Below are 26,908 nucleotides of genomic sequence, written 5' to 3' on the forward strand. Positions count from 1 at the left end.
CCCGGATGACAGCGCCCGCGCTGCGCCTGCAGGACGTCTCGAAGCACTACGGGAGCGTCCCGGCGGTCGAGCGCGTCCGCCTGGAGGTGGCCCCGGGAGAGCTCTACGCGCTGCTGGGGCTCAACGGCGCCGGCAAGACCACCCTGATGCGGATGGTCCTCGGCATGGTCCGTCCCGCCGCCGGCACCGTCACGGTGCTCGGCCGCGGGCGCGGCGACCGGTCGGTCCGGGGCGAGGTCGGCTACCTCGTGGACCGGGCCTCCGCCTACCCCGAGCTGACCGTGCGCGAGAACCTGGAGGTCGCCCGGCGGCTGCGCCGGCTGCGGTCGCGGACGGCGGTCGACGACGTCGTGGAGCTCCTGGGCCTGGGGGAGCACGCCGACCGCCGCGCCCGCGTGCTCTCCCAGGGCAACCTGCAGCGGCTGGCGCTGGCCCGGGCCGTGCTGCACCGGCCCGCCCTGCTGGTCCTCGACGAGCCGGTCAACGGCCTGGACCCGGCCGGCGTCGTCGAGGTGCGGACGCTGCTCCGGGGCCTCGCCGCCGAGCACGGCACCGCCGTGCTGCTCTCCAGCCACGTCCTGGGCGAGGTCGCCCGCGTCGCCACCCGGGTCGGGGTCCTGCACCGGGGCCGGCTGATCGACGAGTTCGCCACGGCGGCCCTGCCCGACCGGGTCCGCCGCCGCCTGGAGCTCAGCACGCGCGACGACGCCCGCGCCCTGCGGGTGCTGGCGGCGGCCGGCTTCACGGCCGGCGGCGGAGCCCGAGGGCTGGTGCTCGAGGGGGACCGGGCCACGGACCGTCCGGACGAGGTCGCCGCGGCCCTCGTGCACGGCGGCGTCCCGCCCACGGGGCTCGCGGTGGTCCGCGAGGACCTCGAGGCCCACTTCCTGCGCCTGGTGGGCGCCCACCCCGCCGAGCCCCGGGAGCGTCCCGGTGCCCGGTGAGCTGGCGGCGGCGCTGCACGCGGAGGCCCTCAAGCTGCGCCGCTCCCGGGTGCCCTGGGCCACCGCCGGCGCCGTCCTGCTGGCCGCCGCCGTGGGGGCGTTCTTCATGTTCGTGCTCCAGGACGTCGGCCGGGCCCGGTCGCTGGGGCTGCTGGGCACCAAGGCCCAGCTCACCGGGGGCACCGCGGACTGGCCGGGCTACTTCGCGCTCACCGCCCAGACCGTCTCGGTGGGCGGGCTGATCATCTTCGGGACCGCCGCGATCTGGCTCTTCGGCCGGGAGTTCTCCGACCGGACCGTCACGGACCTGCTGGCCCTGCCCACCTCCCGCACCGCCGTGGTCCTGGCCAAGTTCGTCCTGCTGCTCGGCTGGTGCGCCGCGCTCACCGTGCTCCTGGTGGCCCTCGTGCTCGTCCTCGGGGCGCTCCTCGGACTGCCCGGCTGGTCCGGCGGGGCCGCCCTGCAGGGGGCGGCCGGCGTGCTCGGCGCCGGACTGCTCACGGCCGGTCTGGCCGTGCCCTACGGGCTGGCGGCGAGCGTGGGGCGCGGCTACCTGCCCGCCGTGGGCGTCCTGTTCCTCACGGTCCTCGTGGCCCAGGTGCTCGCCGCCGTCGGCCACGGCGCGTGGTTCCCCTGGGCCGTGCCCGCCCTGCTCGCCGGGACCGCCGGGCCGGCCGCCGCGCAGACCGGCTGGGGCGGGCCTCTGGGCGTGCTGCTCGTATGCCTCGGCTCCGCCGCGGCCACCGCGGCCTGGTGGGAGCGCGCCGACCACCGTGCCTAGCCGGGAGCGGGTCCCCGGTGAGAGGCGCCGGTCACACCCGGGCCGGGGGAGCAGGGCCGCTGTGCTACTTTGGGGCGAGCAAGCAACCTTTAAGTCCGTCCTGTGAGGCGGGGAAGGAGGCGGCACCCATGAACGACGGCACCCCCACGGCCGGTCCCGCGACGGGACCCTCGGCCGGGCGCGTCATCCTCTCGGCAGCCGACATCGACCGCGCCCTGACGCGCATCGCCCACGAGATCCTCGAGGCCAACAGGGGCAGCTCGGACCTCGTCCTGCTCGGCATCCCGCGCCGCGGCTATCCGCTGGCCCAGCGGATCGCGGCCAAGATCGCCGCCACCGACCCCGGCTTCGACGCCGCCGCCAGCCTCGGCCAGCTCGACGTCACCATGTTCCGCGACGACCTGCGCAAGAACCCCGCCCGCGCCCCGCAGCCCACCCGCATCCCGGTGCAGGGCATCGACGGGCGCACCGTGGTCCTCGTCGACGACGTGCTGTACTCCGGGCGCACCGTGCGCGCCGCCCTCGACGCCCTCGTGGACGTCGGCCGCCCCCGCGTGGTCCGGCTCGCCGTCCTCGTGGACCGCGGCCACCGGGAGCTGCCCATCCGGGCCGACCACGTCGGCAAGAACCTGCCCACCTCCTCCCAGGAGAAGGTCCGGGTCCGCCTGGCCGAGACCGACCCGGAGTCCCGCCCGGCCGAGAACGCCGACTGCGTGGTCATCGAGACCGCCGCCCCGGGGGCCGGCGCATGAGGCACCTGCTGTCCACGAAGGACCTCTCCTACGACGCCGCCCTGACGGTGCTGGACACCGCGGACCAGATGGCCGCCGTGGGCGAGCGCTCCGTCAAGAAGCTCCCCGCCCTGCGGGGCCGCACCGTGGTCAACCTCTTCTTCGAGGACTCGACCCGCACCCGGATCTCCTTCGAGACGGCCGCCAAGCGCCTGTCCGCGGACGTCATCAACTTCTCCGCCAAGGGCTCCTCGGTCTCCAAGGGGGAGTCCCTCAAGGACACCGCCCAGACCCTCGCGGCGATGAGCGCCGACGCCGTGGTGATCCGGCACTCCGCCTCCGGCTCCCCCCAGCAGCTCGCCGAGTCCGGCTGGATCGACGCCCCCGTGGTCAACGCCGGCGACGGCACCCACGAGCACCCCACCCAGGCCCTGCTCGACGCGATGACGCTGCGCCAGCACCGTGCGCGCACGGAGGGCCGCGACAGCACCCGCGGGCTCGACCTCGAGGGCCTGCACGTGGTGATCGTCGGCGACGTCCTGCACTCGCGGGTGGCCCGGTCCGACCTGTGGCTGTTCACCACCCTCGGCGCCCGCGTCACGTTCGTGGCCCCGCCCACGCTGCTGCCCGTCGGCATCGCGGACTGGCCGTGCCGGGTGGTCTTCTCCCTCGACGAGGCGCTGGACCCCGCTCCGGACGCCGTGATGATGCTGCGCGTGCAGCGCGAGCGGATGCACGCGGCGTTCTTCCCGACCGCCCAGGAGTACGCCCGGGAGTGGGGGCTGACGCCCGAGCGGGTCGCGGCCCTCGACGCCGCCGGGGCCACCACGGCGATCATGCACCCGGGCCCCATGAACCGCGGCCTGGAGATCTCCTCGGCCGCCGCGGACTCCCCGCGCTCCACGGTCCTGGACCAGGTGCGCAACGGCGTCTCCGTGCGGATGTCGGTGCTCTACCTGCTGCTGTCCGGCGACGACCTCGATCCCACCTCCACCCCCGCACCCCAGGAGCGCTGACCTCTCGTGACCTCGTACCTCATCCAGGGCGCCCGGCTGCTCGGCGAGCAGGCCGCCGACATCCTCGTGGCGGACGGCGTCGTCCGGCGCATCGGCCCGGACCTCGCCGCGGACGCGGGCGACGCCCGCGTCGTGGACGCCGCGGGTCTCGTGGCCCTGCCCGGCCTCGTGGACATCCACACCCACCTGCGCGAACCGGGCCGGGAGGACGCCGAGACCGTCGAGACGGGCACCCGGGCGGCCGCGCTCGGCGGCTACACCGCCGTCTTCGCGATGGCGAACTCCGATCCGGTCGCCGACACGGCCGGTGTCGTGGAGCAGGTGCACGAGCTGGGCCGCTCCGCCGGCTGGGTGGACGTCCGCCCCGTGGGAGCCGTGACCGTGGGGCTGCGCGGCGAGCGGCTGTCCGAGATCATGGCCATGGCCGAGTCCCGGGCCGGGGTGCGGGTGTTCTCCGACGACGGCATGTGCGTGCACGACCCGGTGCTCATGCGCCGTGCCCTCGAGTACGTCAAGGGCTTCGACGGCGTCGTGGCCCAGCACGCCCAGGAGCCGCGGCTGACCGAGGGCGCCCAGATGAACGAGGGCTCCGTGTCCGCCGAGCTCGGGCTCACGGGCTGGCCGGCCGTCGCGGAGGAGGCCGTCATCGCCCGCGACGTGCTGCTCGCCGAGCACGTCGGCTCCCGCGTGCACATCTGCCACCTCTCAACCCGGGGCTCCGTGGACATCGTCCGCTGGGCCAAGCAGCGCGGCATCGACGTCACCGCCGAGGCCACCCCGCACCACCTGCTGCTCACCGACGAGCGGGTCCGCAGCTTCGACCCGGTGTTCAAGGTCAACCCGCCGCTGCGCACGGACGAGGACGTGCACGCCCTGCGCGAGGCCGTGGCCGACGGCACCATCGACGTGATCGGCACCGACCACGCCCCGCACCCCGCCGAGGACAAGGAGTGCGAGTGGTCCTGCGCGGCCAACGGGATGACCGGGCTCGAGACCGCCCTGTCCGTGGTCCAGCTGAGCCTCGTCGACACCGGCCTGCTGACCTGGCGCGACGTCGCCCGGATCACCTCGGAGACCCCCGCCCGGATCGGCCGCCTGAGCACCCAGGGCCGGCCGCTGGCGGAGGGGGAGCCGGCGAACATCACCCTCTGGGACCCCGCCGCGACCACCGTGGTGGACCCCGCCCGGCACGCGTCCAAGGGCCGCAACAGCCCCTACCGCGGCATGGAGCTGCCCGGGGCCGTCCGGGCCACCTTCTTCCGCGGCCACCCCACGGTCCTGGACGGGGCGCTGAACGCCCCCGCGCCCGCCGTCTGACCCCGTCCGACCGCCCCGGAGGCCCCGTCCCATGGACCAGCTCACCACCGTGCTCGTCACGGTCCTCGTGCTCGCCGCGCTGTTCGCCCTGCTGCGCCGGGGCTGGCGCACGCGCGTGCGACGCCAGTCGGGGATCGCCGCGCCGGCCGCGCCACCGGCGGGGATCGAGGACCGCGAGCCCCGGCTCGCCGTGCCGGGCATGTACGTGAGCACCACGGAGACCGGCGCCCCGCTCGAGCGGATCGCCGCCCACGGACTGGGCGTCCGCGCCCGGGCGACCGCCCTGGTCCTCGACGAGGGCGTGCTCTTCGACCGGCAGGGCGCCCCGGCCCTGTTCGTGCCCGCCGCGGACGTCGTGGCCGTGGGCACCAGCTCCGGCATGGTCGGCAAGTTCGTGGAGAAGGACGGGCTCGCCGTGCTCACCTGGTCGCTGGGCTCCACCGTGGTGGACACCGGCTTCCGCACCCAGCGAGCCGAGGACAAGCAGCGCCTCCTGGCCGCCGTGGAGGCGATCGTCCCGGCGCCGCACTCCTGACCCGCCGGCGGCCCCGGGCCGCCGCACCGCCTTCCCGACCCGCAGACCCGAACGTGAGGACGACCTTGAGCTCGATCACCACCGACCCCGCCGTGCTCGTGCTGGAGGACGGCCGCGTCTTCCGCGGCCGCGCCTACGGCGCGCTCGGCACCGCCCTGGGCGAAGCCGTGTTCTCCACCGGCATGACCGGTTACCAGGAGACCATCACCGACCCCTCCTACGCCGGCCAGCTCGTGGTGCAGACCGCACCGCACATCGGCAACACCGGCGTCAACGCCGCCGACGCCGAGTCCCGCCGGATCTGGGTGTCCGGCTACGTCGTGCGCGACGCCGCCCGCCGCCCCTCCAACTGGCGCTCCGAGGGCTCCCTCGACGAGCAGCTGGCCGCACAGGGCGTCGTCGGCATCCAGGACGTCGACACCCGGGCCATCACCCGCCACCTGCGGGACCGCGGCGCGATGCGCGGCGGGATCTTCTCCGGCGACTCCGCCCTGCGCCCCGAGGCCGAGCTCGTGGCCGAGGTCGGCGCCGGCGAGCGGATGGAGGGACGCGCCCTCGCCGAGACCGTCACCGCCCCCGAGGCCTACGTCGTGGAGCCCGCCGAGCACGGCTGGACGGGCGAGGTGCGCCACGAGCTGGTGGCCGTGGACCTGGGCATCAAGTCCATGACCCCGCACCGCTTCGCCGAGCGGGGCGTGCGGGTGCACGTGGTCCCGGCCGGCACCACGTACGAGCAGATCGCCGCCCTGCGGCCCTCCGGGGTGTTCTTCTCCAACGGCCCGGGCGACCCCTCGACCGCCGGGACCCAGATCGAGACGCTGCGCGAGGTGCTGCGTGCCCGGATCCCGTTCTTCGGCATCTGCTTCGGCAACCAGCTCCTGGGCCGGGCGCTGGGCTTCGGCACCTACAAGCTCGTCTTCGGCCACCGCGGGATCAACCAGCCGGTCCTGGACCGGCGGACCCGCCGGGTGGAGATCACCGCCCACAACCACGGCTTCGCCGTGGACGCGCCCCTGGACGGTCCCGTGGAGGCGCCCCGGGCCGAGTTCGGGCGCGTCGAGGTCAGCCACGTGTGCCTCAACGACGACGTGGTGGAGGGGCTCAACTGCCTCGACCTGCCCGCCTTCTCGGTGCAATACCACCCCGAGGCCGCGGCCGGACCGCACGACGCCGCGTACCTCTTCGGGCGGTTCGTGGAGCTCATGGACAGCTACCGGGACGGCCCCGCCGACCCGACCATCGACAACGCCGTCCCCGGCGGCGCCCAGGGCGCGCAGGACGCACAGGAAGAAGGGCAGAACTGACATGCCGCGCAGGACAGATCTCACGAGCGTTCTGGTCATCGGCTCCGGGCCGATCGTCATCGGGCAGGCGGCGGAGTTCGACTACTCGGGCACGCAGGCCCTGCGGGTGCTCAAGGAGGAGGGCCTGCGGGTCATCCTCGTGAACTCCAACCCGGCGACCATCATGACCGACCCCGAGTTCGCCGACGCGACCTACGTGGAGCCCATCACCCCCGAGGTGGTGGAGAAGATCATCGCCAAGGAGCGGCCCGACGCCGTGCTGCCGACCCTCGGCGGGCAGACCGCGCTCAACACCGCGATCGCCCTCGACGCCAACGGCGTGCTGGACAAGTACGGCGTGGAGCTGATCGGTGCCAACGTGGAGGCCATCAACCTCGGCGAGGACCGCGAGAAGTTCAAGGGCGTGGTGGAGCGCTGCGGCGCCGAGTCCGCCCGCTCCGTCATCGTGCACTCCATGGCGGAGGCGCTGGCGGCCGCGGACGAGCTCGGCTACCCGATGGTGGTCCGCCCGTCCTTCACGATGGGCGGGCTGGGCTCGGGGATGGCCTACGACGAGGAGGACCTGCACCGCATCGCCGGGGCCGGCATCCAGTACAGCCCCACCTCCGAGGTGCTCCTCGAGGAGTCCATCCTCGGCTGGAAGGAGTACGAGCTGGAGATGATGCGCGACAAGCACGACAACGTCGTGGTCGTGTGCTCCATCGAGAACTTCGACCCGGTCGGGGTGCACACCGGGGACTCGATCACCGTGGCCCCGGCCATGACCCTGACCGACCGCGAGTACCAGAACCTCCGCGACATCGCGATCGCCGTGATCCGGGAGGTCGGCGTCGACACCGGCGGGTGCAACATCCAGTTCGCGATCGAGCCGGACACCGGCCGCGTCGTCGTCATCGAGATGAACCCGCGCGTCTCGCGCTCCTCGGCCCTGGCCTCGAAGGCCACGGGCTTCCCGATCGCCAAGATCGCCACGAAGCTGTCGCTGGGCTACACGCTCGACGAGATCCCCAACGACATCACCCGCAAGACCCCGGCGTCCTTCGAGCCGACCCTGGACTACGTCGTCGTGAAGGTCCCGCGCTTCGCGTTCGAGAAGTTCCCGGCCGCGGACCCCACGCTCACCACCACCATGAAGTCGGTGGGCGAGGCCATGGCGATCGGGCGCAACTTCACGGAGGCCCTGCAGAAGGCCATGCGCTCCCTCGAGCAGAAGAACTCGTGCTTCTCCTTCGTGCGACCCGAGCTCGACGACGACGCCCTGGCCCGGCTCGTCGACGACGCGCGCACCCCGACCACGGAGCGCATCCACCAGGTCCAGCAGGCCCTCCTGGCCGGGGCGGACGTGGAGCGGCTCTACGAGGCCACGGGCATCGACCCCTGGTTCCTCGACCAGCTGGTGCTGCTCAACGAGGTCGCGGACGCGGTGCGCCAGGACGGCGACCTCACGGTCCGCACCCTGCGCCTGGCCAAGCGGCACGGCTTCTCCGACGCCCAGATCGGCGAGCTCGCCCACCTGGACGAGGACGTGGTGCGCGGCGTGCGCCACGCGCTGGGGATCCGTCCCGTGTTCAAGACCGTCGACACGTGCGCGGCCGAGTTCGAGGCGTTCACCCCGTACCACTACTCCTCCTACGACGAGGAGAACGAGGTGGGCCGCCACGAGCGCCCCTCGATCATGATCCTGGGCTCCGGGCCGAACCGGATCGGGCAGGGCATCGAGTTCGACTACTCCTGCGTGCACGCGTCCATGGTGCTGCGCGAGGCCGGGTACGAGACCGTCATGGTCAACTGCAACCCGGAGACCGTCTCCACCGACTACGACATCTCCACGCGGCTGTACTTCGAACCGCTGACCTTCGAGGACGTGCTGGAGGTCGTGGAGACCGAGCGGCGCACCGGGGGGCTGCTCGGCGTGTTCGTGCAGCTTGGCGGGCAGACCCCGCTCAAGCTCGCCGCCCAGCTCAAGGCGGCGGGGGTGCCGATCCTCGGCACCACCCCGGAGGCCATCGACCTCGCCGAGGACCGCGGGGAGTTCGCGCGCGTGCTGGGCGAGGCCGGGCTGCGGCAGCCGAAGAACGGCACCGCGTCCACGTTCGAGGACGCCAAGCGGATCGCCGACGACATCGGCTACCCGGTGCTCGTGCGCCCCTCGTACGTGCTCGGCGGCCGCGGCATGGAGATCGTCTACGACGAGCCGGCCCTGGCCCGCTACCTGCAGAACGCCACCGAGGTCTCGGCCTCGCGGCCCGCGCTGATCGACAAGTTCCTCGAGGACGCCGTCGAGATCGACGTGGACGCCCTGTACGACGGCCGGGAGCTCTACGTGGGCGGGGTCATGGAGCACCTCGAGGAGGCCGGCATCCACTCCGGGGACTCCGCGTGCACCCTGCCCTCCATCACCCTCGGGCCGGACGTGGTGGAGCGCGTGCGCGAGGCGACCCTGGCGATCGCCCGCGGCGTGGGCGTGTGCGGGCTCATCAACATCCAGTTCGCCGTGGCCTCCGACATCCTCTACGTCATCGAGGCGAACCCGCGGGCCTCCCGCACCGTGCCGTTCGTGTCCAAGGCCACCGGCGTGCAGCTGGCCAAGGCCGCCGCCCTCATCGGCACCGGCACGACCATCGCCCAGCTGCGCGCCCAGGGGCACCTGCCCCAGCGGGCCGACGGGTCCACCCTGCCCCCCTCGGCGCCCGTGGCCGTGAAGGAGGCCGTGCTGCCGTTCGCGCGGTTCCGCACCGCCGAGGGCGCCGTGGTCGACTCCCTGCTCGGCCCGGAGATGCGCTCCACCGGTGAGGTCATGGGCCTGGACAAGTACTTCGACACGGCCTTCGCCAAGGCGCAGGCCGCCGCGAACGTCTCCCTGCCCACGTCCGGGCGGATGTTCGTCTCCGTGGCCAACAAGGACAAGCGCTCCTCGATCGTCTACGTGCGGATGTTCCGCGACCTCGGCTTCGAGATCCTCGCCACGGCCGGGACCGCCGAGGTGCTGCGCCGCAACGGCATCGAGTCGACCGTGGTCCGCAAGATCCGGGAGTCCGCGCCGGGCGAGCGGACCATCGTGGACCTCATCGCGGACGGGGAGATCGACCTGATCTTCAACACCCCGGCCGGCGGCGCCGCCCGCGGCGACGGGTACGAGATCCGCGCCGCCGCCACCAGCGTGGGCGTGCCCCTGATGACCACGGTCTCCGTGCTGGGGGCCGCCCTCCAGGCCGTCACGGCGCTGCGCTCCTACACGTGGGACGTGACGAGCCTGCAGGAGCACGAGCAGCGCCTCGAGGTCCTCCTGGGTGCCGGCGAGCCCGAGGCCGTGCGTGCCTGAGCCCGTCGTGCCCGAGTCCGCCGTGCCTGAGCCCGCTGACCCCGAGCCTGCCGTGCCCGAGTCCGCCGTGCCTGATCCCGTCGTCTCCGAGTCTGCCGTCCCCGAGTCCGCCGTGCCCGAGCCCGTGGTCCCCGGCCCGGCGGCTGCCGGGGCGGCGGGCCCGGTGCCCGCCGCCCCGGAGCAGCCCGCGCCCGACCGTGCGCCCTTCGGCGCGCGGCTGGGCGCGGCGATGGACGAGCACGGGCCCCTGTGCGTGGGCGTCGACCCGCACCCGGGCCTGCTGGACGCCTGGGGCCTGCCCCGCTCCGCCGAGGGCCTGCGCCGGTTCACGCTGACGGTCCTGGAGGCGGCCGCCGGCCGTGCCGCCGCCCTCAAGCCCCAGGTCGCGCTGTACGAGCCGTACGGCGCCGCCGGCTTCGCCGTGCTCGAGGAGCTGCTCGAACAGGCGCGGTCGGCGGGCCTGCTGACCGTGGCCGACGCCAAGCGCGGCGACATCGGCTCCACGATGGAGGCCTACGCGGCCGCGTGGCTGGGGGAGGGGTCGCCGCTCGCGGCGGACGCCGTCACCCTGAGCCCCTACCTCGGCTTCGAGTCGCTGCGCCCGGCCCTGGACCTGGCCGCGCGCACGGGCCGGGGCACGTTCGTGCTGGCGCTCACCTCCAATCCCGAGGGCCGCTCCGTCCAGCACGTGGGAGGCCGGGAGTCGGTGGCCGGGGCCGTGTGCGCCGCGGCCGCGACCGAGAACGCCCGGGTTCCCGGGACCCCGGGCGGGTCCGCCCGCGGCGGCCTGGGCTCCTGCGGGCTCGTGGTCGGCGCCACGGTCGGCAGCGCCCCGGCCGAGCTGGGGATCGACCTGACCGCCGTGCGCGGGCCCCTGCTCGCCCCCGGCTACGGCGCGCAGGGCGCCCGCGCCGAGGAGCTGCCGGCCGTGTTCGGCGCCGCGGCCGGTCAGGTGCTCGCGGCCTCGAGCCGGGCGATCCTGCGCCGCGGACCGGACGTGGCGGCGCTGCGGGAGGCCGTGCGCCGCTCCGCCGGGGAGCTGGCGGACGCGCTGGGCTGAGCCCCGGCCGCGTCCGCGCTCCCTCCCGGCGGGGACCCCGCTCCGGTCCCGCACGACGACACCCCTGGTCACGCCACGGTCGTGTCGCCTTGCGGAGCATCGATATTCATGTAGTTTCTTTAGCAAACGGGCTGTCCGTCCCTCGGCGGGACGGGGGCTGCAGTCCGTGGCGACGAGGAGGAACCACATGGCACTGCGTCCGTTGACCGACGACGAGCGAGCCGCCGCGCGGGAGAAGGCGACCCAGGCGCGGACGGCGCGCGCCGACGTGAAGAAGGGGCTGCGCGAACGCCGCATGACGGTCGCCGAGATCCTGGACCGCGCCGACCGGGACGAGGCCGTGAGCCGGCTCAAGGTCTCGGACCTGCTCGAGGCCACCCCCGGCATCGGCAAGGTCCGCTCCGCGGCCATCATGGACGAGATCGGCATCGCGCGCACCCGCCGCCTGCGCGGGCTCGGGGTGCACCAGCGCAAGGCGCTCATCGAGCACCTCGACCGCTGAGCCGGGCGGGGCGCGGGGGCCCGGGCGCGATCCGCTAGATTGGGGGAAACACCCCAGTCCCAGGAGGATGCCCGTGAGCCCCGACGCGCCCCGCGCCGCGCGCCCGTCCCTGACCGTGCTCGCCGGCCCCACGGCCGTGGGCAAGGGCACGGTCTCGACCTACGTCCGGGACCACTACCCCCAGGTGTGGCTGTCGGTGTCCGCGACGACCCGGGCCCCCCGACCCGGCGAGGTCGACGGCACGCACTACTTCTTCGTCTCCGACGAGGAGTTCGACGCGATGGCCCGCAACGGCCAGCTGCTCGAGTGGGCCGTGGTGCACAACCGGCACCGCTACGGCACGCTGCGCTCCACCGTGGAGCAGGCCCTCGCGCGCGGGCGCAGCGTCCTGCTGGAGATCGACCTGCAGGGCGCCCGCCAGGTGCGCACCACCATGCCGGAGGCCAATTTCGTGTTCCTGGCCCCGCCCAGCTGGGACGAGATGGTCGCCCGGCTCGTCGGCCGGGGCACCGAGACCGCGGACGAACAGCGGGTCCGGCTCGAAACCGCTAAACTGGAACTCGCGGCCGAGCCGGAGTTCGACCACACCGTCGTCAACGACCGGGTCGAGCGTGCCGCCGCCGAACTCGTGCAGCTCATGGGGGTCGACCCCGAGCAGGCATCCTGATACCCGTCCACCCCGTCTGGAGCAATCGCTTGTCTACCCACACCGAAGGCATCATCAACCCGCCGATCGACGCCCTGCTGAAGAAGTCCGACTCCAAGTACGGGCTCGTGATCTTCGGCGCCCGGCGCGCCCGGCAGATCAATGCCTACTACTCGCAGCTGCACGAGGGCCTGTTCGAGTACGTCGGTCCCCTCGTGGACACCCAGCTCAACGAGAAGCCGCTGTCCATCGCGTTCCGCGAGATCGACGAGGGCCTCATCGAGGGCCGCCCGGTGGAGCACGCCGGCTTCGCCGAGAACGGCCAGCTCACCACCGAGGCCGACCTCGCCGCCGACGTCTTCGGTGCGGACTTCTTCGCCCGGGGCACCGAGGAGAGCGCCGTGGACTTCTCCGCGGACGCCGCCTTCTCCGGCGGGACCTCCGTCGACTTCTCCTCCGGGGCCGAGGCCGAGACCCCGGCCGAGCCGCTGGGCGACCTGCCCGGCAGCGGCGCGGCCATCGCCGCCGACAGCGCCTCCGACGGTGCCGGTGACGCCGCCGACGCCGCCCCGGCGGAGCCGGGGCGCGAGCCCGGGGACCTGCAGGACCAGTGATCCGGCCGGCATCCCGGCGGCGGGGCGCGGCGGCATGAGGATCGTCCTCGGCATCGGCGGGGGCATCGCCGCGTACAAGGCGGCGCTGCTGCTGCGCCTGTTCACCGAGAGCGGCCACACGGTGGTGCCCGTGCCCACCGAGGCCGCCCTGCGCTTCGTGGGCGCCCCCACCTGGGAGGCCCTCTCGGGTCAGCGCGTCAGCACGGACGTGTTCGACCGGGTGGACGAGGTCAACCACGTCCACCAGGGCCAGTCCGCGGACCTCGTCGTCGTCGCCCCGGCGACCGCCGACCTGCTGGCGCGCGCCGCGCACGGGCACGCCGACGACCTGCTGACCACCACGCTGCTGGCCACCCGCGCGCCCGTCCTCTTCGCCCCGGCGATGCACACCGAGATGTGGCTCAACCCGGCCGTGCAGGCCAACGTCGCGACCCTGCGCGCCCACGGCCACACCGTCCTGGAGCCCGCCGACGGCCGGCTCACGGGCCCCGACTCCGGGCCCGGCCGCCTCCCCGAGCCCGAGGTCGTCCGGGACGCCGCGCTGGCGCTGACCGGCCGGGGGGACGCCCCGGCCGGTCCGCTGGCCGGCGCGCGGGTGCTCGTGAGCGCCGGCGGGACCCGCGAGCCCCTGGACCCGGTCCGGTTCCTGGGCAACCGGTCCTCCGGCAAGCAGGGCGTGGCGGTCGCCGCCGCGGCCCGGGACGCCGGGGCCGAGGTCACCCTCGTGGCCGCCCACCTGGAGACGCCGGTGCCCGCCGGCGTCGAGGTGGTGCACGTGGGCACCGCCGAGCAGCTGCGCCGCGCCTGCGTGCGCGCGGCGGCACGGGCGGACGTCGTGGTCATGGCCGCCGCGGTGGCCGACTACCGCCCGGCCCGGGTCGCCGACGCGAAGATGAAGAAGACCGAGGACGGGGCCGGCCCCGTCCTCGAGCTGGTGCGCAACCCCGACGTCCTGCGCGAGCTGGTGGACCTGCGCAACACCGCCCGGCGCCGCCAGCTCCTGGTGGGCTTCGCGGCCGAGACCGGCGACGCCGAGACGGACCCGCTGACGTTCGGGCGGCAGAAGCTCGTGCGCAAGGGGTGCGACCTGCTGGCCGTCAACCACGTGGGGGAGAACCTGGTGTTCGGCCAGGACAGCACCGTCCTGACCGTGCTCAGCGCTTCCGGCGGTCCCGAGCAGGTGCTGGAGGGGTCGAAGACGGACGTGGCCCGCGGGCTCGTGGCGCGGATCGCGCAGGAACTGGCCGGCGTCCGCGCCTGACCCGCACCCCGGCGGGGCCGGAGCGCGCCGGGCGGCGCCGGGCCGTCGGGGGCGCCCGGTAGTGTGGTCTCCCGTGAGCGAGACGACCCAGCACCTGAGACTGTTCACCTCCGAGTCCGTCACGGAGGGACACCCCGACAAGATCTGCGACCAGATCAGCGACTCCATCCTGGACGACCTCCTGCGCCAGGACCCCGAGTCCTCCGTGGCGGTCGAGACCATGGTGACCACGGGCCTGGTCCACGTGGCCGGCGAGGTGAAGACCCGGGGCTACGTGGAGATCCCCAACGTGGTGCGCAAGACGCTGCTCGACATCGGCTACAACTCCTCCGTGCACGGCTTCGACGGCGAGTTCTGCGGGGTGTCGATCAGCGTGGGGGAGCAGTCGCCGGAGATCTACGAGGGCGTCTTCCAGTCCCTGGAGGTCCGCGCGGGCACCGCCCGCGACGCCCGCGACGCCCAGGGCGCCGGGGACCAGGGCATCATGTTCGGCTACGCGTCCGACGAGACCGAGGTGCTCATGCCGGCGCCGATCTTCATCGCCCACCGCCTCTCCGAGCAGCTCACGCGCGTACGGAAGACCGCCGTGCTGCCCGGTCTGCGCCCCGACGGCAAGACCCAGGTCACCCTCGGCTACGACGGCCACCGGCCGGTGGCCGTGGACACCGTGGTGGTCTCCTCCCAGCACGTCGAGGGCTACGACCTGGACCAGCTCGCCTCCGACCTGCGCCAGAGCGTGATCACCCCGGTGCTCGAGGAAACCGGGCTGGACCTGTCCGGCACCGACGTCATCATCAACCCGGCCGGCAACTTCGTGCGCGGCGGTCCCGTGGGCGACGCCGGCCTGACGGGGCGCAAGATCATCGTGGACACCTACGGCGGGATGGCCCGCCACGGCGGGGGTGCCTTCTCCGGGAAGGACCCCTCCAAGGTCGACCGCTCCGCGGCCTACGCGATGCGCTGGGTGGCCAAGAACGTGGTGGCGGCCGGTCTGGCCCGGCGCGTCGAGGTCCAGGTCGCCTACGCGATCGGGCGCGCCGCCCCGGTGGGGCTCTACGTCGAGACCTTCGGCACCGAGACGGTCGACCCCGAGCGGATCGAGCGCGCCATCCGCGAGGTCTTCGACCTGCGGCCCCTGGCCATCATCGAGGAGCTCGACCTCAAGCGCCCCATCTACGCGCGGACCGCCGCGCACGGGCACTTCGGCCGCTCCGAGCCCGAGTTCACCTGGGAGCGCACCGACCGCGTCGCGGACCTGCGGTCGGCCGCCGGGCTCTGACCGTGGACCCGGAGGAGGACGGGGCCGCCGCGGAGGGCCCGCGGCAGCTCTCGCTCCTCTCGGGCTTCCCGCCCCGGCCGCCCCGCGAGGACGCCAAGGGCGTGGGCGCGGTCCTGCCGGCCGCGCAGAACCCCGTGGCGCGGGTGCTGCTGGACACCCACGTCCCGCACCTGGACCGCCCCTTCGACTACCTCGTGCCGGCCGAGCTGGCCGGGGCGGCGGTGCCGGGGGCGCGCGTGAAGGTCGGCTTCGGGGGCCAGGAGCTGACGGGCTACGTGCTGGAGCGCACCGCCGGCTCCGAGGTCATGGCCCGGATCCAGCCCCTGCGCCGGGTCCTGTCCCCGCTGCCCGTCCTCGCCCCGCAGATCGCGCTGCTGGCCGAGGACGTCGCGGCCCGGTCGGCCGGCACCGTGGCGGACGTCGTGCGGGTGGCCGTCCCGCCGCGGGTCGCCCGCGTCGAGAAGGAGGTCGAGCAGCGGCTCGCGGAGGCCCCGGCCCACTCCACCGGGCTGTCCCCGCAGGCCCCGGGGCCCTCCCACGACGCCGCGCTGGCGGACTACGCCGGCGGTCCGCAGTTCCTGGCGGAGCTGGCGGCGGGGGCCTCCCCGCGCGCCGTCGTCGAGGTGCTCCCCGCCCACCCGGCCCACGACTGGACGGACGTGCTGGCCGCCGCGGTCGGCGCGGCCTGGCGGGCCGGGCGCGGAGCGGTCGCCGTCGTCCCGGACCAGAAGGCGCTGGCGCGGCTGGAGCGCTCGGTCGTGGACGAGATCGGCCGGGAGCACCTCGTGCGCCTGCACGCCGAGGACGGGCCCACGCCCCGCTACCGGGCGTTCCTGGCCGCGGCCACCGGCCAGGTCCGGGTGGTCCTGGGCACCCGGTCCGCCGCCTACGCCCCCGTGGACGACCTCGGCCTGGTGGCCTGCTTCGACGACGGCGACGAGAACCTCGTGGAGCAGCGCGCCCCCTACCAGCACGTCCGGGACGTGCTGCTGCTGCGCGCCGGGCGCAGCGGCTGCGCGGCCCTGTTCGCCGGGCACGCCGTCAGCCCCGAGGCCCAGCGCCTCGTCGGCTCCGGCTGGGCCCGCCGGATCGCCCCGGCCCGGGACGTGCTGCGGCTCCACACGCCCCGGATCGTCTCCACCGCCGACTCCTTCCACGCGGCCCGGGACCCGCTGGCCTCCCGGGCCCGGCTGCCCGAGACGGCCTACCGCGCGGCCCGCGAGGCCCTCGAGCGGGGACCCGTCCTGGTCCAGGTCGCCCGCGCCGGCTACGCCCCGCACCTGGCGTGCGAGCGCTGCCGGGAGCCCGCCCGCTGCACCGCGTGCGACGGCCCGCTGGGGGTGGTGTCCCGGCGCGGGGTGCCCCGGTGCGGGTGGTGCGGCCGCTCGGCGCACTCGTGGGCCTGCTCCGCGTGCGGGTCCCCGCGGATGCGGCTGGTCACCGTCGGGGCGCTGCGCACCGCCGAGGAGCTGGGGCGGGCGTTCCCGCAGGTGCCCGTGGTGGCGTCCTCGGGCGACGCGGTGCGCGCGGACGTCCCCGGGAACCCGGCCCTGGTCGTGGCCACGCCGGGCGCCGAACCGGTCGCGGAGGGCGGCTACGCGGCGGCGCTGCTGCTGGACGGCAACCAGATGCTCATGCGTCCCGCCCTGCGCGCCGCGGAGCAGACGCTGCGCCGGTGGTTCAACGCGGCCGCGCTCGTGCGCCGGGGACGGGACGGCGGGCTCTTGGTGGTCACGGCCGAGCACGAGGCCGCCGTGGGGGCGCTCGTGCGGTGGGACCCGGCCGGGTACGCCGAGCGCGAGCTCGTGGAGCGCCAGTCCCTGGGCCTGCCCCCGGCGGTGCGCTCGGCGTCCGTGACCGGCCCCGCCGCGGCGGTCGCGGCGTTCCTGGCCGACCTCGAGCTGCCTCCGGCCGTGCGGGTCGTCGGCCCCACGCCCCTGGAGGAGCACGAGCCTGGCCCCGAGGGGGAACCCGCCCCGCACCGTGCGCTGCTGTTCTTCGGCTACGGCGTGGCCGGCGAGGTCACCCGCCGGCTGCGGGCCGGGCGCTCGAAGGCCTCCGCGCTGCGCAAGCACCCCCCGGTGCAGGTGCGCTGCGACGTCACCGACCTGCTCTGACCTCCCACCGCGGCCTGCTCCGGCCGCCCACCGTGGCCTGCTCCGACCTCCCACGCGGCCGGGCCTGCCCGGCCGCGACCGCGCGGGGTGTTGGCGCACGCGCCGCGGTGTGGTTGGTTGGTCTCCAGGGGCCGCACCGCGGCCGGGATTCGGAGGCCGTCGTGGGCGAAGAGGTCAGTTCCCGCAGCTACACGCGCGAGCAGCGCCAGCGCTACCGGGAGAAGGTCCGGGAGGACCTCGACGTGTTCGAGCAGATGCTCGCGCGCGCCTCGTTCGAGTTCGACCGGCCCATGACGGGGCTGGAGATCGAGCTCAACCTCGTGGACGGGCGCTTCGACCCGCACTTCCACAACGAGGAGGTGCTCGCCGCGATCGCGGATCCGGGGTTCCAGACGGAGCTCGCGCGGTACAACATCGAGCTCAACGTGCCCCCGCGCCCGCTGCCCGGCCGGGCGGCCCTGGACCTGGAGGAGGACCTGAGGGCCTCCCTCAACGCCGCCGACGCGGCGGCCCGCGGCGTCGGCTCCCGGATCGTGACGATCGGCATCCTGCCCACCCTGCGGCCCGAGCACTACGAGCAGGAGTGGATCAGCGACAACAACCGCTACACGGCGCTCAACGACTCGATCTTCGTGGCCCGCGGGGAGGACATCCGCCTCGAGATCGACGGCCCCGGCGGCGAGCGGATCGACACCTGGTGCGACTCGATCGCCCCCGAGTCGGCGTGCACCTCCGTCCAGCTGCACCTGCAGGTCGCCCCCGCCGAGTTCGCCGCGCACTGGAACGCGGCCCAGGCGCTGGCCGCCCCGCAGATCGCCCTCGGCGCCAACAGTCCCTACTTCTACGGCCGGCGGCTGCACGCCGAGACCCGGATCGCCCTGTTCGCCCAGGCCACGGACACCCGTCCGGTGGAGCTGAAGAACCAGGGGGTGCGCCCGCGGGTGTTCTTCGGCGAGCGCTGGATCACCTCGATCTTCGACCTGTTCGAGGAGAACGTCCGCTGGTTCCCGGCGCTGCTGGCCGAGTGCTCGGAGGAGGACCCGGCGGCGAAGCTGCGCGCCGGGACGGCCCCGGACCTCTCGGAGCTGCGGCTGCACAACGGGACGGTCTACCGCTGGAACCGGCCGATCTACGACGTGGTGGACGGCCGCCCGCACCTGCGGGTCGAGAACCGGGTGCTGCCCGCGGGCCCCACGATCGCCGACGTGATGGCCAACGCGGCCTTCTACTACGGGGCCGCGCGGGTGCTGGCCCGGCAGGAGCGGCCGGTGTGGACCCGGATGAGCTTCCCCGCGTGCGCCGAAAACTTCTCCCGCGCCGCCCGGGACGGCCTCGACGCCCGCTTCTACTGGCCGGGCTTCGGCGAGGTCAGTGCCGACGAGCTCGTGCTGCGCCACCTCCTGCCGCTGGCCCACCAGGGCCTCGAGGAGTGGGGGGTGTCCCCCGAGGTGCGGGAGCGCTACCTGGGGATCATCGAGGCCCGGTGCGTCTCCGGCGTCAACGGCGCGGTGTGGCAGACCCGGGCGGTCGAGCACTTCGAGCGCCACGGCGCGGACCGGCCCACCGCCCTGCGCCGGATGCTCCAGGCCTATGTCGGGCACATGGACGACAACCAGCCGGTGCACACCTGGCCGGTGCCCTAGCAGGCCCTCCGCGGAGCAGCCTGATTCCACCCCCGTCGCTTCACGGTATGCCCGGGTCAGCAGGCCGGGACGGGCGCCGGGGTGACCAGCCGGCGTTGGAGGGCGGCGGCGGTGGCCTTGGCGGTGGGGCCGACCCCGATGAGGGTGGCCGAGCCGGGCCCGGTCCAGTCTCCGTAGCCCACGAGGTAGAGCCCGTCCACCGTGGTGGAGGCCGTCCCGTCGATGCAGATCGACCGGTTGTCGTCGCGCACGTGCAGCGGGCGCAGGTGTCGCAGAGCCGGGCGGAAGCCGGTGCACCAGATCACCGCGTCCACGTCCTGTTCCCGCCCGTCGGCCCAGGCAATGCCGGTGGGGGTGAAGCGGTGGAACATCGGTTCCGAGTGGAGCAGCCCGGCGTCCCGGGCGCGCTTGACCGGGGGCACCACGACGATGTTGCCCAGTGCGGCGACACCACCGGGGTCCGGCAGTCCGGCGGCCAGGGCCCGGGATCGCTCGGTGGCCACGCGGAAGAGCTCCCGGCCGTCGACCTCATCGGGCAACCAGTGCGGCTCGCCCTTGAGGCACCAGGTCAGGTTCGCGACCTCGGCGATCTCGGCGGCGATCTGGGCTCCGGAGTTCGCCCCGCCCACCACGACCACTCGCTTTCCGTCGTAGGGAGCCGGGCCGGCGTAGTGGGCGCAATGCACCTGGGTGCCGCGGAACGTTCGTCGGCCGGGGACGGTGGGCCAGAAGGGCTGGGACCAGGTGCCGGTCGCACTGACCACCGCACGGGCGGACCAGGTGTCTGCGGTGGTCTCCAGGCGGAAGCCCTCACCGTGACGGTGCACGGCGTTGACGTGCACCGGCCGGCGGACAGGCAGGTCGTAGCGGGTCTCGTAGTCGGTGAGGTAGTCGATGACATGGGCCCCGTCCGGGTTCTGTGCCCCGGTGCTGGGCATGAGCCGTCCGGGCAGGGAGGAGAAAGTGGCGGGGGAGAACAGTCGCAGGGACGGCCAGGTGTGCCGCCAGGCCCCGCCTGGGGCGTCCTGATCGTCGAGGATGACGAAGGACAGGTCTGTGCGGCGGCGCAGGTACCACCCCACGGCCAGCCCCGCTTGGCCGGCGCCGATGATCGCCACGTCCACCTGGTGCTCCATGACGCTAAGCCTCCCGTTCCTCGGTTGCCCCACGGCTCGGCGCCGCCCCGTACGTCGGGGCGGCGCCGAACAACAGCGCAGAGTGCTCAGTTGCGGATCTGGTCCCACAGGGCCTGGACCCGGGTGTCGATCGCGTCGACGATGGTCCGCACCCCTTCCAGAGTCTCCTCGGAGGGATCGGCGATGCCCCAGTCCCAGTAGCGCTTGCCCGGGTACACCGGGCAGGCGTCCCCGCAGCCCATCGTGATCACGTAGTCCGCCGCGCGCACTACGTCGTCGGTCAGCGGCTTGGGGTAGGCGTGCGCCAGGTCGATCCCGCGCTCCTCGAGGGCTTCGACCACGAGCGGATGCACTTCGGTCCCGGGCAGGGACCCGGCGGAGCGGACCTCCACCTGCTCCCCGGCGTGGTGGGACAGCAGAGCCGCGGCGATCTGGGAGCGGCCGATGTTGTGCACGCACACGAACAGCACCTGCGCCACCGGTTTGTCGATCTTGCCCTGGGACTGGGCCAGGGCCCGGAGCCGGTCATCGGCGAAGTGCCCGGCGGTGGCCGCCAGGTAGGTGCGGATCCGTGCGGTGCGCGACAGCGTCGCGTAGGACTCGAAGACGTAGCGCTCGACCGTCTCCGGGGAGAAGATCCCCTCGTAGCGTTCAGCCAGGTGGGCGGCGGTGCGGGCCAGGACATGGGTGTCCATGGTCTCGGTGGGCTGGGTCATGACGGCTCCTTCACAGGCCGGACGGGGCACTCAGCAGCAGGCGGACGCACGGGGAACCCATGGGGCGGCCCCGATGGTCACCGGCTGGGGACCGGAACCACCGATGATCAGCGTGTCCGTCGCAGCAACGGTCGCGGGGCCGGTGGTGGTGTTCGTGGTCATGACCGTCCCCGCCCTTGCTCGGCGGTGGTGTCGTCGGCGGGCAGCAGCTCGGAGATCAGCGCCTGGATCCGTGCCTTGATCTCGTCCCGGATGGGCCGCACGGACTTCACGCCCTTGCCGGCCGGGTCCTCCAGAGCCCAGTCCTCGTAGCGTTTGCCCGGGTAGAACGGGCAGGCGTCCCCGCAGCCCATGGTGATCACCACGTCGGAGTCCTGCACGGCCTCGTCGGTGAGGACCTTCGGGGTCTGCGCACTCATGTCGATGCCCTCCTCGGCCATGGCCTCCACGGCGGCCGGGTTCACCGCATCGGCCGGAGCGGAGCCGGCCGAGCGCACCTCGATGCGCCCGCCCGAGAGGTGGGTGAGGTAGGCGGCGGCCATCTGCGACCGCCCGGCGTTGTGCACGCACACGAACAGGACGCTGGGCCTGGTCGTGGTCCCGGCCGGGGTCGTCGCGGTGGTCTCAGCAGTCATGGGGATCATCCGTTCGGTCGGAAGGGGGAAGAGGACAAGGGGGATGGGTCAGGCGGGATGGCCGGCGGTGAGCTCGGTGAGCAGCTTCCGGACGCGGGCGTCGATGTCGTCGCGGACCAGGCGCATCCGCTCGGCCCCCTCGATGCCTCGCTCGGACGGTTCGTCGGTGTGCCAGGTCTCGATGGTGCCGGCCATGCCGTCGACGGTCTCGACCTTCGCCTCGTCGCCCAGCACGACCACCCGGTCGACCCGGCGCAGCAGGTCCGGGTCGATCGGCTTGGGGAAACCGGTCGACATGTCCGCGCCGACCTCGGCGACCACCTCGGCGGACAGGGCGTTGATCGTGCTGCCGGGCTTCGTGCCGGCGGAGTGGACCTCCACCGCACCGGCGGCGTGCTTGCCCATGAGGGCCGCGGCCATCTGGGACTTGCCGCCGTTCTTGGCGCACACGAACAGGACGGAGGGCTGGGTGTCGCTCAATGGATACTCCTGGAGAGTCGCGGGGTCAGAGGCTTCGCGGGATGCGGTGGGGTCAGCGGGTGGGGACGGTGGCGTCGCCGGGGAAGAGCTTCCGGCCCGCCCACAGGGACACGTAGACCAGGCCCACCAGGACCGGGACCTCGATGAGCGGGCCGACCACCCCGGCCAGGGCTTGGCCGGAGGTGACCCCGAAGGTGCCGATGGCCACCGCGATGGCCAGCTCGAAGTTGTTGCCCGCGGCGGTGAAGGCCACGGTGGTGGACTTCGCGTAGTTCAGGCCCAGCGCGCGGGAGGCCAGCAGGCCGATGCCGAACATCAGGAAGAAGTACACCAGCAGCGGCCACGCGATCCGCACCACGTCCCACGGGTTGGAGGTGATCGCCTCGCCCTGCAGGGCGAAGAGCACCACGATCGTGAAGAGCAGCCCGTACAGGGCCCACGGGCCCAGCTTCGGCAGGAACGTGGCCTCGTACCACTGCCGGCCCTTGGCCTTCTCGCCCAGGGTGCGGGTGAGGAACCCGGCCACCAGCGGGATCCCGAGGAACACGAGCACCGAGACGACGATGGACCACACCGAGAACTCCGCGCTGGTGGTGGGCAGCCCGAGCCAGGCGGGCAGGACCTGGAGGTAGAACCAGCCCAGGGCGCCGAAGGCGATCACCTGGAACACGGAGTTGATCGCCACCAGCACGGCGGCGGCCTCGCGGTCCCCGCAGGCCAGGTCGTTCCAGATCAGCACCATGGCGATGCACCGGGCGAGCCCGACGATGATCAGCCCGGTGCGGTACTCCGGGAGGTCGGGCAGGAAGATCCAGGCCAGGGCGAACATCAGGGCCGGGCCCACGACCCAGTTCAGCACCAGGGAGGCCCCCATCAGCCGCCGGTCACCGGCCACCCGGTGGGTCTCGTCGTAGCGGACCTTGGCCAGCACCGGGTACATCATCACCAGCAGCCCGATCGCGATCGGCAGGGAGACCTCCCCGATCCGCACGGCCTCCAGGGCGGTGTCCAGGCCCGGGACGAAACGGCCCAGGAGCAGACCGGCGACCATGGCGGCGACGATCCAGGCGGGCAGCCAGCGGTCGAGGAAGGACAGGTCCTTCATCACCCCGTGGTGGGCGGCGGGGACGGTGGTGGTGGTGCTCATGGTCAGGGGAAACCCTTCGTATTGACGGTGATCTATCGGAAACACTAGGGGTCATATCGACATTGGTCAATGTAGGATGGTGGAATGACTCTCGCACCGGACCTCCAGGCCGCCGCTGTCGATCAGTGCGCCCCGCGCACGGCGGGCACGGAGTGCTGCTCCCTGTCGGGCGGGCCCATGAGCGCCGAGGATGCCCAGCGGATCGCGGGCCGGCTCAAGGCCCTGTCCGACCCCACTCGTCTGCGGCTGCTCTCCCACGTGGCCGCCCAGGGCTGCGGGGCGGTCTGTGTGTGCGACCTGACCGCGGTGGTGGATATCAGCCAGCCCACGGTCAGCCACCACATGAAGAGGCTCGTCGACGCCGGCCTGGTCACCCGCGAGCAGCGCGGCAAGTGGGCGCACTACTCCGTGGTGCCCGAGGCCTTCGACGAGCTCCGCTCCTTCCTCGACCTGCGCTGATGTCCTGGCGCCGGATTCCTCCAGATCGGGCTCTGTCTCATCCAGCACACCGCACGAGGGGATGACCACGGTGAGCAGTGATGCTTCATCCACCCGCCAGGACGTGCACGACGAGCTCGACCGGGTGCGGGCGGACTTCCACGCCCTCGTCGCGGCAGCGACTCCAGCGGATCTGCGCCGGCCCTCGTCCGGCACCCGGTGGACCAACGGGCAGCTGCTGTTCCACATGTTCTTCGGCTACCTCATCGTCAGGCGTCTGATCCCGCTGGTGCGCCTGATGGGCCGGCTCCCCGAACCGGTCGGTCGCACCGTCGCCCGGGTGCTGGAGGCGGGCACCCGCGCCTTCCACCTCATCAACTTCCAGAGCGACCGCGGGGCGGCCCGGGTGATCCACGGCCGGCGGCTGCTCCGGTGGTTCGACCGCACTCTCGACGTCCTGCAGGCCCAGCTCGAGGCCGAGTCCGCGGCCGCACTGGCCCGCGGGATGCACATGCCGGTCTCCTGGGACCCGTACTTCCGCGACTGGATGAGCCTGGCCGAGATCTACCACTACGGCACTCAGCACTACGACCACCACCGACAGCAGCTGACCCTCAGCCGGCCTCTTTGACAAGCCCTTCTCACGAGCTCGGCACTGCGGTCGAGGTGGCCTGATCGGCGTCCAGGGGTTCTCGGTGGCATCGCTCGTCCAGGACCGACCATGCTGACACCGATGGGGCCATGGGCAGGGGGAGGCGAACTCCGTTGTCTCCGCATGACATATGGCCCGGTCAGCGGCCGTCCACCGACGAGAGTTCTCGCATCCGGTGGAAATCTCGTCCGCACTGTCGACCGAACTCGATCACCGAGCCCGTGGCGGCAGGCCGGTTCAACGGCCGGTGCGGCGCTCGTGGACGTCCCGGGCGAGCGTGAGCAGCTGCCGCGCCGAGTCCTCCCAGGAGTGGGACCCGGCCCGGTCGAGCCCGGCCAGCACCCGGGCGCCGGTGCGCACCGGGTCCTGGAGATCCCGGACGGCCGCCGCGAACCCGGCGTCGTCGTCGGGGGCCGCGTAGGCGGCGGCGTCCCCGGCGACCTCCCGGAAGATCGGCAGGTCGCTGCACACCACGGGGGTGCCCGCCGCGAGGGCCTCCACGACCGGCAGCCCGTAGCCCTCGGCCCGGGAGGCGTGCACCAGGGCGGCCGCCTCGGCGAGCAGGGCGGAGTATTCGGCCTCGTCCACCCCGTCGTGGAAGACGACCCGCGCCCCGTCCGGGACGAGGGCCTCCAGCTGGGCGCGGCGGGCGGGGGAGATCCGGGAGAGCAGGTGCAGCTCGTGGTCAGGGAGCCGCCCGGCCGCGCGCAGCAGGGTCTCGACGTTCTTGTAGGGGAGGAAGGAGCCCATGTACACCAGCTTCCGCCCGCGACGCGGCAGGCGCTCCAGGGCCGCCCCGGCGGGGAGCACGGAGCCCGGCCGGGGGGCGTTGGGCACCACGTGCACGGGACGGCGGGTGAGCCGGTGGGCGGCGATGAGCTCACGGGTGGTCTGCGAGACGGTGACCACAGCATCGGCGCGGTCCAGCAGCAGCCGCTGGGGCCACCAGGCCCGGTGGTAGAGCCGCCAGCCCGCACGCACAGCGGCGGGCAGGTCCGCGGGCGGCTCGGGGTGGTCGTAGTAGATGAGGTCGTGCAGGGTGAGGATCAGCCCGTGCCGGCGGCCCGCGGAGCCCATGGTCTGCATGGGCGAGAACACCACGTCCGGCGCGTACCGGTTGAGCACCAGCGCGGTGGCGGCCTCGGCGGCCGAGACCGGGGACGGGCCGGTGACGTGCGGGAGCTCCGGGAGCATGGCCAGCTGCCGGGGATCGCTGACGAGCAGGGCCACGTCCAGGTCCGGGGTGTCGGCGGCGAGTCCGGCGACCGCCTCGGCCAGGCTCGCCCCGTAGCGGCTGATCCCGTCGTGGCGGCCCAGGCGGGTGTAGCGGGCGTCCAGGAGCAGCCTCACCGCCGGGACTCCCGGCGCTCACGGTGGCCCCCGGGCTGCCGGCGCCCCCGGCCCACGATCCGCTGCAGACCCGTGAACGTCGCGGTGTCGGGGGCGGCGACGTCTCCGGGGGGCACCTGGGCGTGCAGCGCGGACGGCTCCCCGTCCGGGGTGGGGACCGGCTCCGGTGCGGGGGAGGACAGGAAGTCGTGGACCAGCTCGGCGGTGGGTCCGGGGGCCTCGTAGTGGATGAGGTGGCCGACCCCGTCGAGGACCTCGAGGCGGTGCCGCGGGATCCAGGACGCCATCGTGCGCTGGGCGGCCACCGAGCCCAGCTCGTCCTGGGCACCGACGACCAGCAGCGTCGGCATGCTCAGCTGCATGGCGACCTCCGCGACCGTGTGCGAGACCGAGGCCTCGTAGGCCTCCAGCAGCACGTCCCGGTCCGCGAAGGCCGAGAAGTACGCCCGGTGCTGGTGGCGGACGTAGCCGCGGACGCGGGGGTCCTGCGACCTGGTCATCACCCCGCTCATGGCGTCCGTGACGAGCCAGCTGGAGAGCAGCCGGTTCCCCAGCCGCCGGGGGAGGGCCCGGCCCAGCCGGTAGTAGCCGGCCGTGAGCCGACTCAGCAGCGCCCGGCCGCCCTCCAGCGGCGGCTCGCAGATCGGGTTGACGAGCACCAGCCGCTCGACCATCACCGGATGGGCGGCGGCGAAGTGCGCGGCGACCACCGAGCCGAAGGAGTGGCCCAGAACGGCCACGCCGTGCGGGGCGCCGTCGTGCACCGCGCCGTCGGTGAGGGCCTCCACGAAGCCGCGCAGGAAGTCCGCGTACCCGGCGATGTCGTGGGGCCGGTCGGGGAAGGGCTCGGAGCGGCCGAAGCCGGGCAGGTCGGGGACGACGACGTGGTAGCGGCCGCGCAGCCGGTCGGCGATCAGCTGCAGGCCGTGGTGGTCGCCGCGGAAGCCGTGGACCAGCACGAGCAGCGGCTTGGGGGTCCGGTCGACGTCGTAGAACCAGTAGCGCACCTTGTGCCCGTCCAGGACCAGGCTGCGCCGCTCGGCCCAGGGGTTCTGCACGGTGCCGGCCGCCGGCTGCTCGTGCGGACCCGCCGCGGGGCTCCCGCCGCCGTCCGGTGCCTCCTGCCGCGCCCCGGCCGGTGCCGTCATGGTTCCTCCCTGGCGGGCCCGGCGGACGCCCGGTGCGTCCCGGCCCGCTGTCGATGCTAGCGGCTGGGGGCCGGGAGGCCGGGCAGCCCTGGGCTAGGATGGGACGGATTCCACCACCGTCGGCGCGCTGCCGG

At 73.8% G+C, this 26,908-nt stretch carries 24 protein-coding genes and 1 pseudogene; 18 read left to right on the plus strand and 7 right to left on the minus strand.

Annotation, left to right across the window (positions count from 1 at the left end; translation table 11 throughout):
- Positions 1–5: 5 nt before the first annotated feature.
- From QYM41_RS10135 to QYM41_RS10210, 16 genes and pseudogenes are all read left to right on the plus strand, one after another.
- Complete coding sequence (locus QYM41_RS10135; RefSeq protein ID WP_368799608.1) at positions 6–944, plus strand: ABC transporter ATP-binding protein; 939 nt, start codon at positions 6–8, stop codon at positions 942–944.
- A complete protein-coding gene (locus QYM41_RS10140) occupies positions 934–1,725 on the plus strand; it encodes an ABC transporter permease (protein ID WP_368799609.1) in 792 nt (263 codons plus the stop codon). Before QYM41_RS10135 ends, QYM41_RS10140 begins: the two co-directional genes overlap by 11 nt.
- Before the next feature lie 128 nt (positions 1,726–1,853).
- A complete protein-coding gene (pyrR, locus tag QYM41_RS10145; protein ID WP_368799610.1) occupies positions 1,854–2,477 on the plus strand; it encodes a bifunctional pyr operon transcriptional regulator/uracil phosphoribosyltransferase PyrR in 624 nt (207 codons plus the stop codon).
- The gene (locus QYM41_RS10150; protein WP_368799611.1) at positions 2,474–3,472 is read left to right on the plus strand and encodes an aspartate carbamoyltransferase catalytic subunit; all 999 of its coding nucleotides are present in this window, start codon (positions 2,474–2,476) and stop codon (positions 3,470–3,472) included. Before pyrR ends, QYM41_RS10150 begins: the two co-directional genes overlap by 4 nt.
- A 6-nt stretch (positions 3,473–3,478) precedes the next feature.
- Positions 3,479–4,789, plus strand: coding sequence for a dihydroorotase (locus QYM41_RS10155; RefSeq protein ID WP_368799612.1), 1,311 nt, complete (start codon positions 3,479–3,481; stop codon positions 4,787–4,789).
- 31 nt (positions 4,790–4,820) lie between these two features.
- Positions 4,821–5,324 carry a PH-like domain-containing protein gene (locus tag QYM41_RS10160; protein WP_368799613.1) on the plus strand — a complete coding sequence of 168 codons (504 nt, stop codon included), beginning with the start codon at positions 4,821–4,823 and terminating at the stop codon, positions 5,322–5,324.
- A gap of 65 nt (positions 5,325–5,389) precedes the next feature.
- Entirely contained in the window at positions 5,390–6,628 is a 1,239-nt protein-coding gene (gene carA / locus QYM41_RS10165) for a glutamine-hydrolyzing carbamoyl-phosphate synthase small subunit (protein WP_368799614.1), read from the plus strand.
- Between the two features lies 1 nt (position 6,629).
- Positions 6,630–9,950: a carbamoyl-phosphate synthase large subunit gene (carB, locus tag QYM41_RS10170; RefSeq protein WP_368799615.1), complete on the plus strand. Its 3,321-nt coding sequence runs from the start codon at positions 6,630–6,632 to the stop codon at positions 9,948–9,950.
- 163 nt (positions 9,951–10,113) lie between these two features.
- Complete coding sequence (gene pyrF, locus QYM41_RS10175) at positions 10,114–11,010, plus strand: orotidine-5'-phosphate decarboxylase (RefSeq protein ID WP_368799665.1); 897 nt, start codon at positions 10,114–10,116, stop codon at positions 11,008–11,010.
- A 187-nt stretch (positions 11,011–11,197) separates the two neighbouring features.
- Positions 11,198–11,512 (plus strand): integration host factor, actinobacterial type, encoded by a 315-nt coding sequence (gene mihF, locus QYM41_RS10180; RefSeq protein WP_368799616.1) that lies wholly within the window; start codon positions 11,198–11,200, stop codon positions 11,510–11,512.
- A 67-nt stretch (positions 11,513–11,579) separates the two neighbouring features.
- Positions 11,580–12,179 carry a guanylate kinase gene (gene gmk, locus QYM41_RS10185; RefSeq protein WP_368799617.1) on the plus strand — a complete coding sequence of 200 codons (600 nt, stop codon included), beginning with the start codon at positions 11,580–11,582 and terminating at the stop codon, positions 12,177–12,179.
- 29 nt (positions 12,180–12,208) lie between these two features.
- Positions 12,209–12,463: pseudogene (gene rpoZ, locus QYM41_RS10190) on the plus strand (DNA-directed RNA polymerase subunit omega); the annotation flags it as partial.
- Positions 12,464–12,806: 343 nt separating this feature from the next.
- Positions 12,807–14,033: a bifunctional phosphopantothenoylcysteine decarboxylase/phosphopantothenate--cysteine ligase CoaBC gene (coaBC, locus tag QYM41_RS10195; protein WP_368799618.1), complete on the plus strand. Its 1,227-nt coding sequence runs from the start codon at positions 12,807–12,809 to the stop codon at positions 14,031–14,033.
- A gap of 73 nt (positions 14,034–14,106) precedes the next feature.
- Complete coding sequence (gene metK / locus QYM41_RS10200) at positions 14,107–15,312, plus strand: methionine adenosyltransferase (RefSeq protein ID WP_368799619.1); 1,206 nt, start codon at positions 14,107–14,109, stop codon at positions 15,310–15,312.
- Between the two features lie 2 nt (positions 15,313–15,314).
- Entirely contained in the window at positions 15,315–17,429 is a 2,115-nt protein-coding gene (locus QYM41_RS10205; RefSeq protein ID WP_368799620.1) for a primosomal protein N' family DNA-binding protein, read from the plus strand.
- Between the two features lie 161 nt (positions 17,430–17,590).
- Positions 17,591–19,072, plus strand: a complete 1,482-nt coding sequence (locus QYM41_RS10210; RefSeq protein WP_368799621.1) for a glutamate-cysteine ligase family protein — start codon at positions 17,591–17,593, stop codon at positions 19,070–19,072.
- Between the two features lie 56 nt (positions 19,073–19,128).
- Here QYM41_RS10210 and QYM41_RS10215 read toward each other — a convergent pair whose 3' ends face one another.
- From QYM41_RS10215 to arsB, 5 genes are all read right to left on the minus strand, one after another.
- Entirely contained in the window at positions 19,129–20,208 is a 1,080-nt protein-coding gene (locus tag QYM41_RS10215) for an ArsO family NAD(P)H-dependent flavin-containing monooxygenase (protein WP_368799622.1), read from the minus strand.
- 86 nt (positions 20,209–20,294) lie between these two features.
- A complete protein-coding gene (locus tag QYM41_RS10220; RefSeq protein WP_368799623.1) occupies positions 20,295–20,924 on the minus strand; it encodes an arsenate reductase ArsC in 630 nt (209 codons plus the stop codon).
- Positions 20,925–21,082: 158 nt separating this feature from the next.
- The gene (locus QYM41_RS10225) at positions 21,083–21,559 is read right to left on the minus strand and encodes an arsenate reductase ArsC (protein ID WP_368799624.1); all 477 of its coding nucleotides are present in this window, start codon (positions 21,557–21,559) and stop codon (positions 21,083–21,085) included.
- A 48-nt stretch (positions 21,560–21,607) separates the two neighbouring features.
- Positions 21,608–22,039 (minus strand): arsenate-mycothiol transferase ArsC, encoded by a 432-nt coding sequence (locus tag QYM41_RS10230; protein WP_368799625.1) that lies wholly within the window; start codon positions 22,037–22,039, stop codon positions 21,608–21,610.
- Positions 22,040–22,091: 52 nt separating this feature from the next.
- On the minus strand, positions 22,092–23,186 hold the full coding sequence (arsB, locus tag QYM41_RS10235; RefSeq protein ID WP_368799626.1) for an ACR3 family arsenite efflux transporter: 1,095 nt from the start codon (positions 23,184–23,186) through the stop codon (positions 22,092–22,094).
- An 84-nt stretch (positions 23,187–23,270) separates the two neighbouring features.
- On the opposite strand from arsB, the gene QYM41_RS10240 reads away from it, so the two are divergent.
- Both QYM41_RS10240 and QYM41_RS10245 read left to right on the plus strand, forming a co-directional pair.
- Positions 23,271–23,645: an ArsR/SmtB family transcription factor gene (locus QYM41_RS10240; RefSeq protein ID WP_438612582.1), complete on the plus strand. Its 375-nt coding sequence runs from the start codon at positions 23,271–23,273 to the stop codon at positions 23,643–23,645.
- 61 nt (positions 23,646–23,706) lie between these two features.
- On the plus strand, positions 23,707–24,255 hold the full coding sequence (locus QYM41_RS10245; protein WP_368799627.1) for a DinB family protein: 549 nt from the start codon (positions 23,707–23,709) through the stop codon (positions 24,253–24,255).
- Between the two features lie 258 nt (positions 24,256–24,513).
- On the opposite strand, the gene QYM41_RS10250 is transcribed toward QYM41_RS10245, so the two are convergent.
- Positions 24,514–25,626, minus strand: coding sequence for a glycosyltransferase (locus QYM41_RS10250; RefSeq protein ID WP_368799628.1), 1,113 nt, complete (start codon positions 25,624–25,626; stop codon positions 24,514–24,516).
- Positions 25,623–26,774: an alpha/beta fold hydrolase gene (locus QYM41_RS10255; protein WP_368799629.1), complete on the minus strand. Its 1,152-nt coding sequence runs from the start codon at positions 26,772–26,774 to the stop codon at positions 25,623–25,625. Before QYM41_RS10255 ends, QYM41_RS10250 begins: the two co-directional genes overlap by 4 nt.
- Positions 26,775–26,908: the final 134 nt, after the last annotated feature.

Origin of the sequence: Kocuria oxytropis, assembly GCF_040981195.1 — a bacterium.
Classification (GTDB): domain Bacteria; phylum Actinomycetota; class Actinomycetes; order Actinomycetales; family Micrococcaceae; genus Kocuria; species Kocuria oxytropis.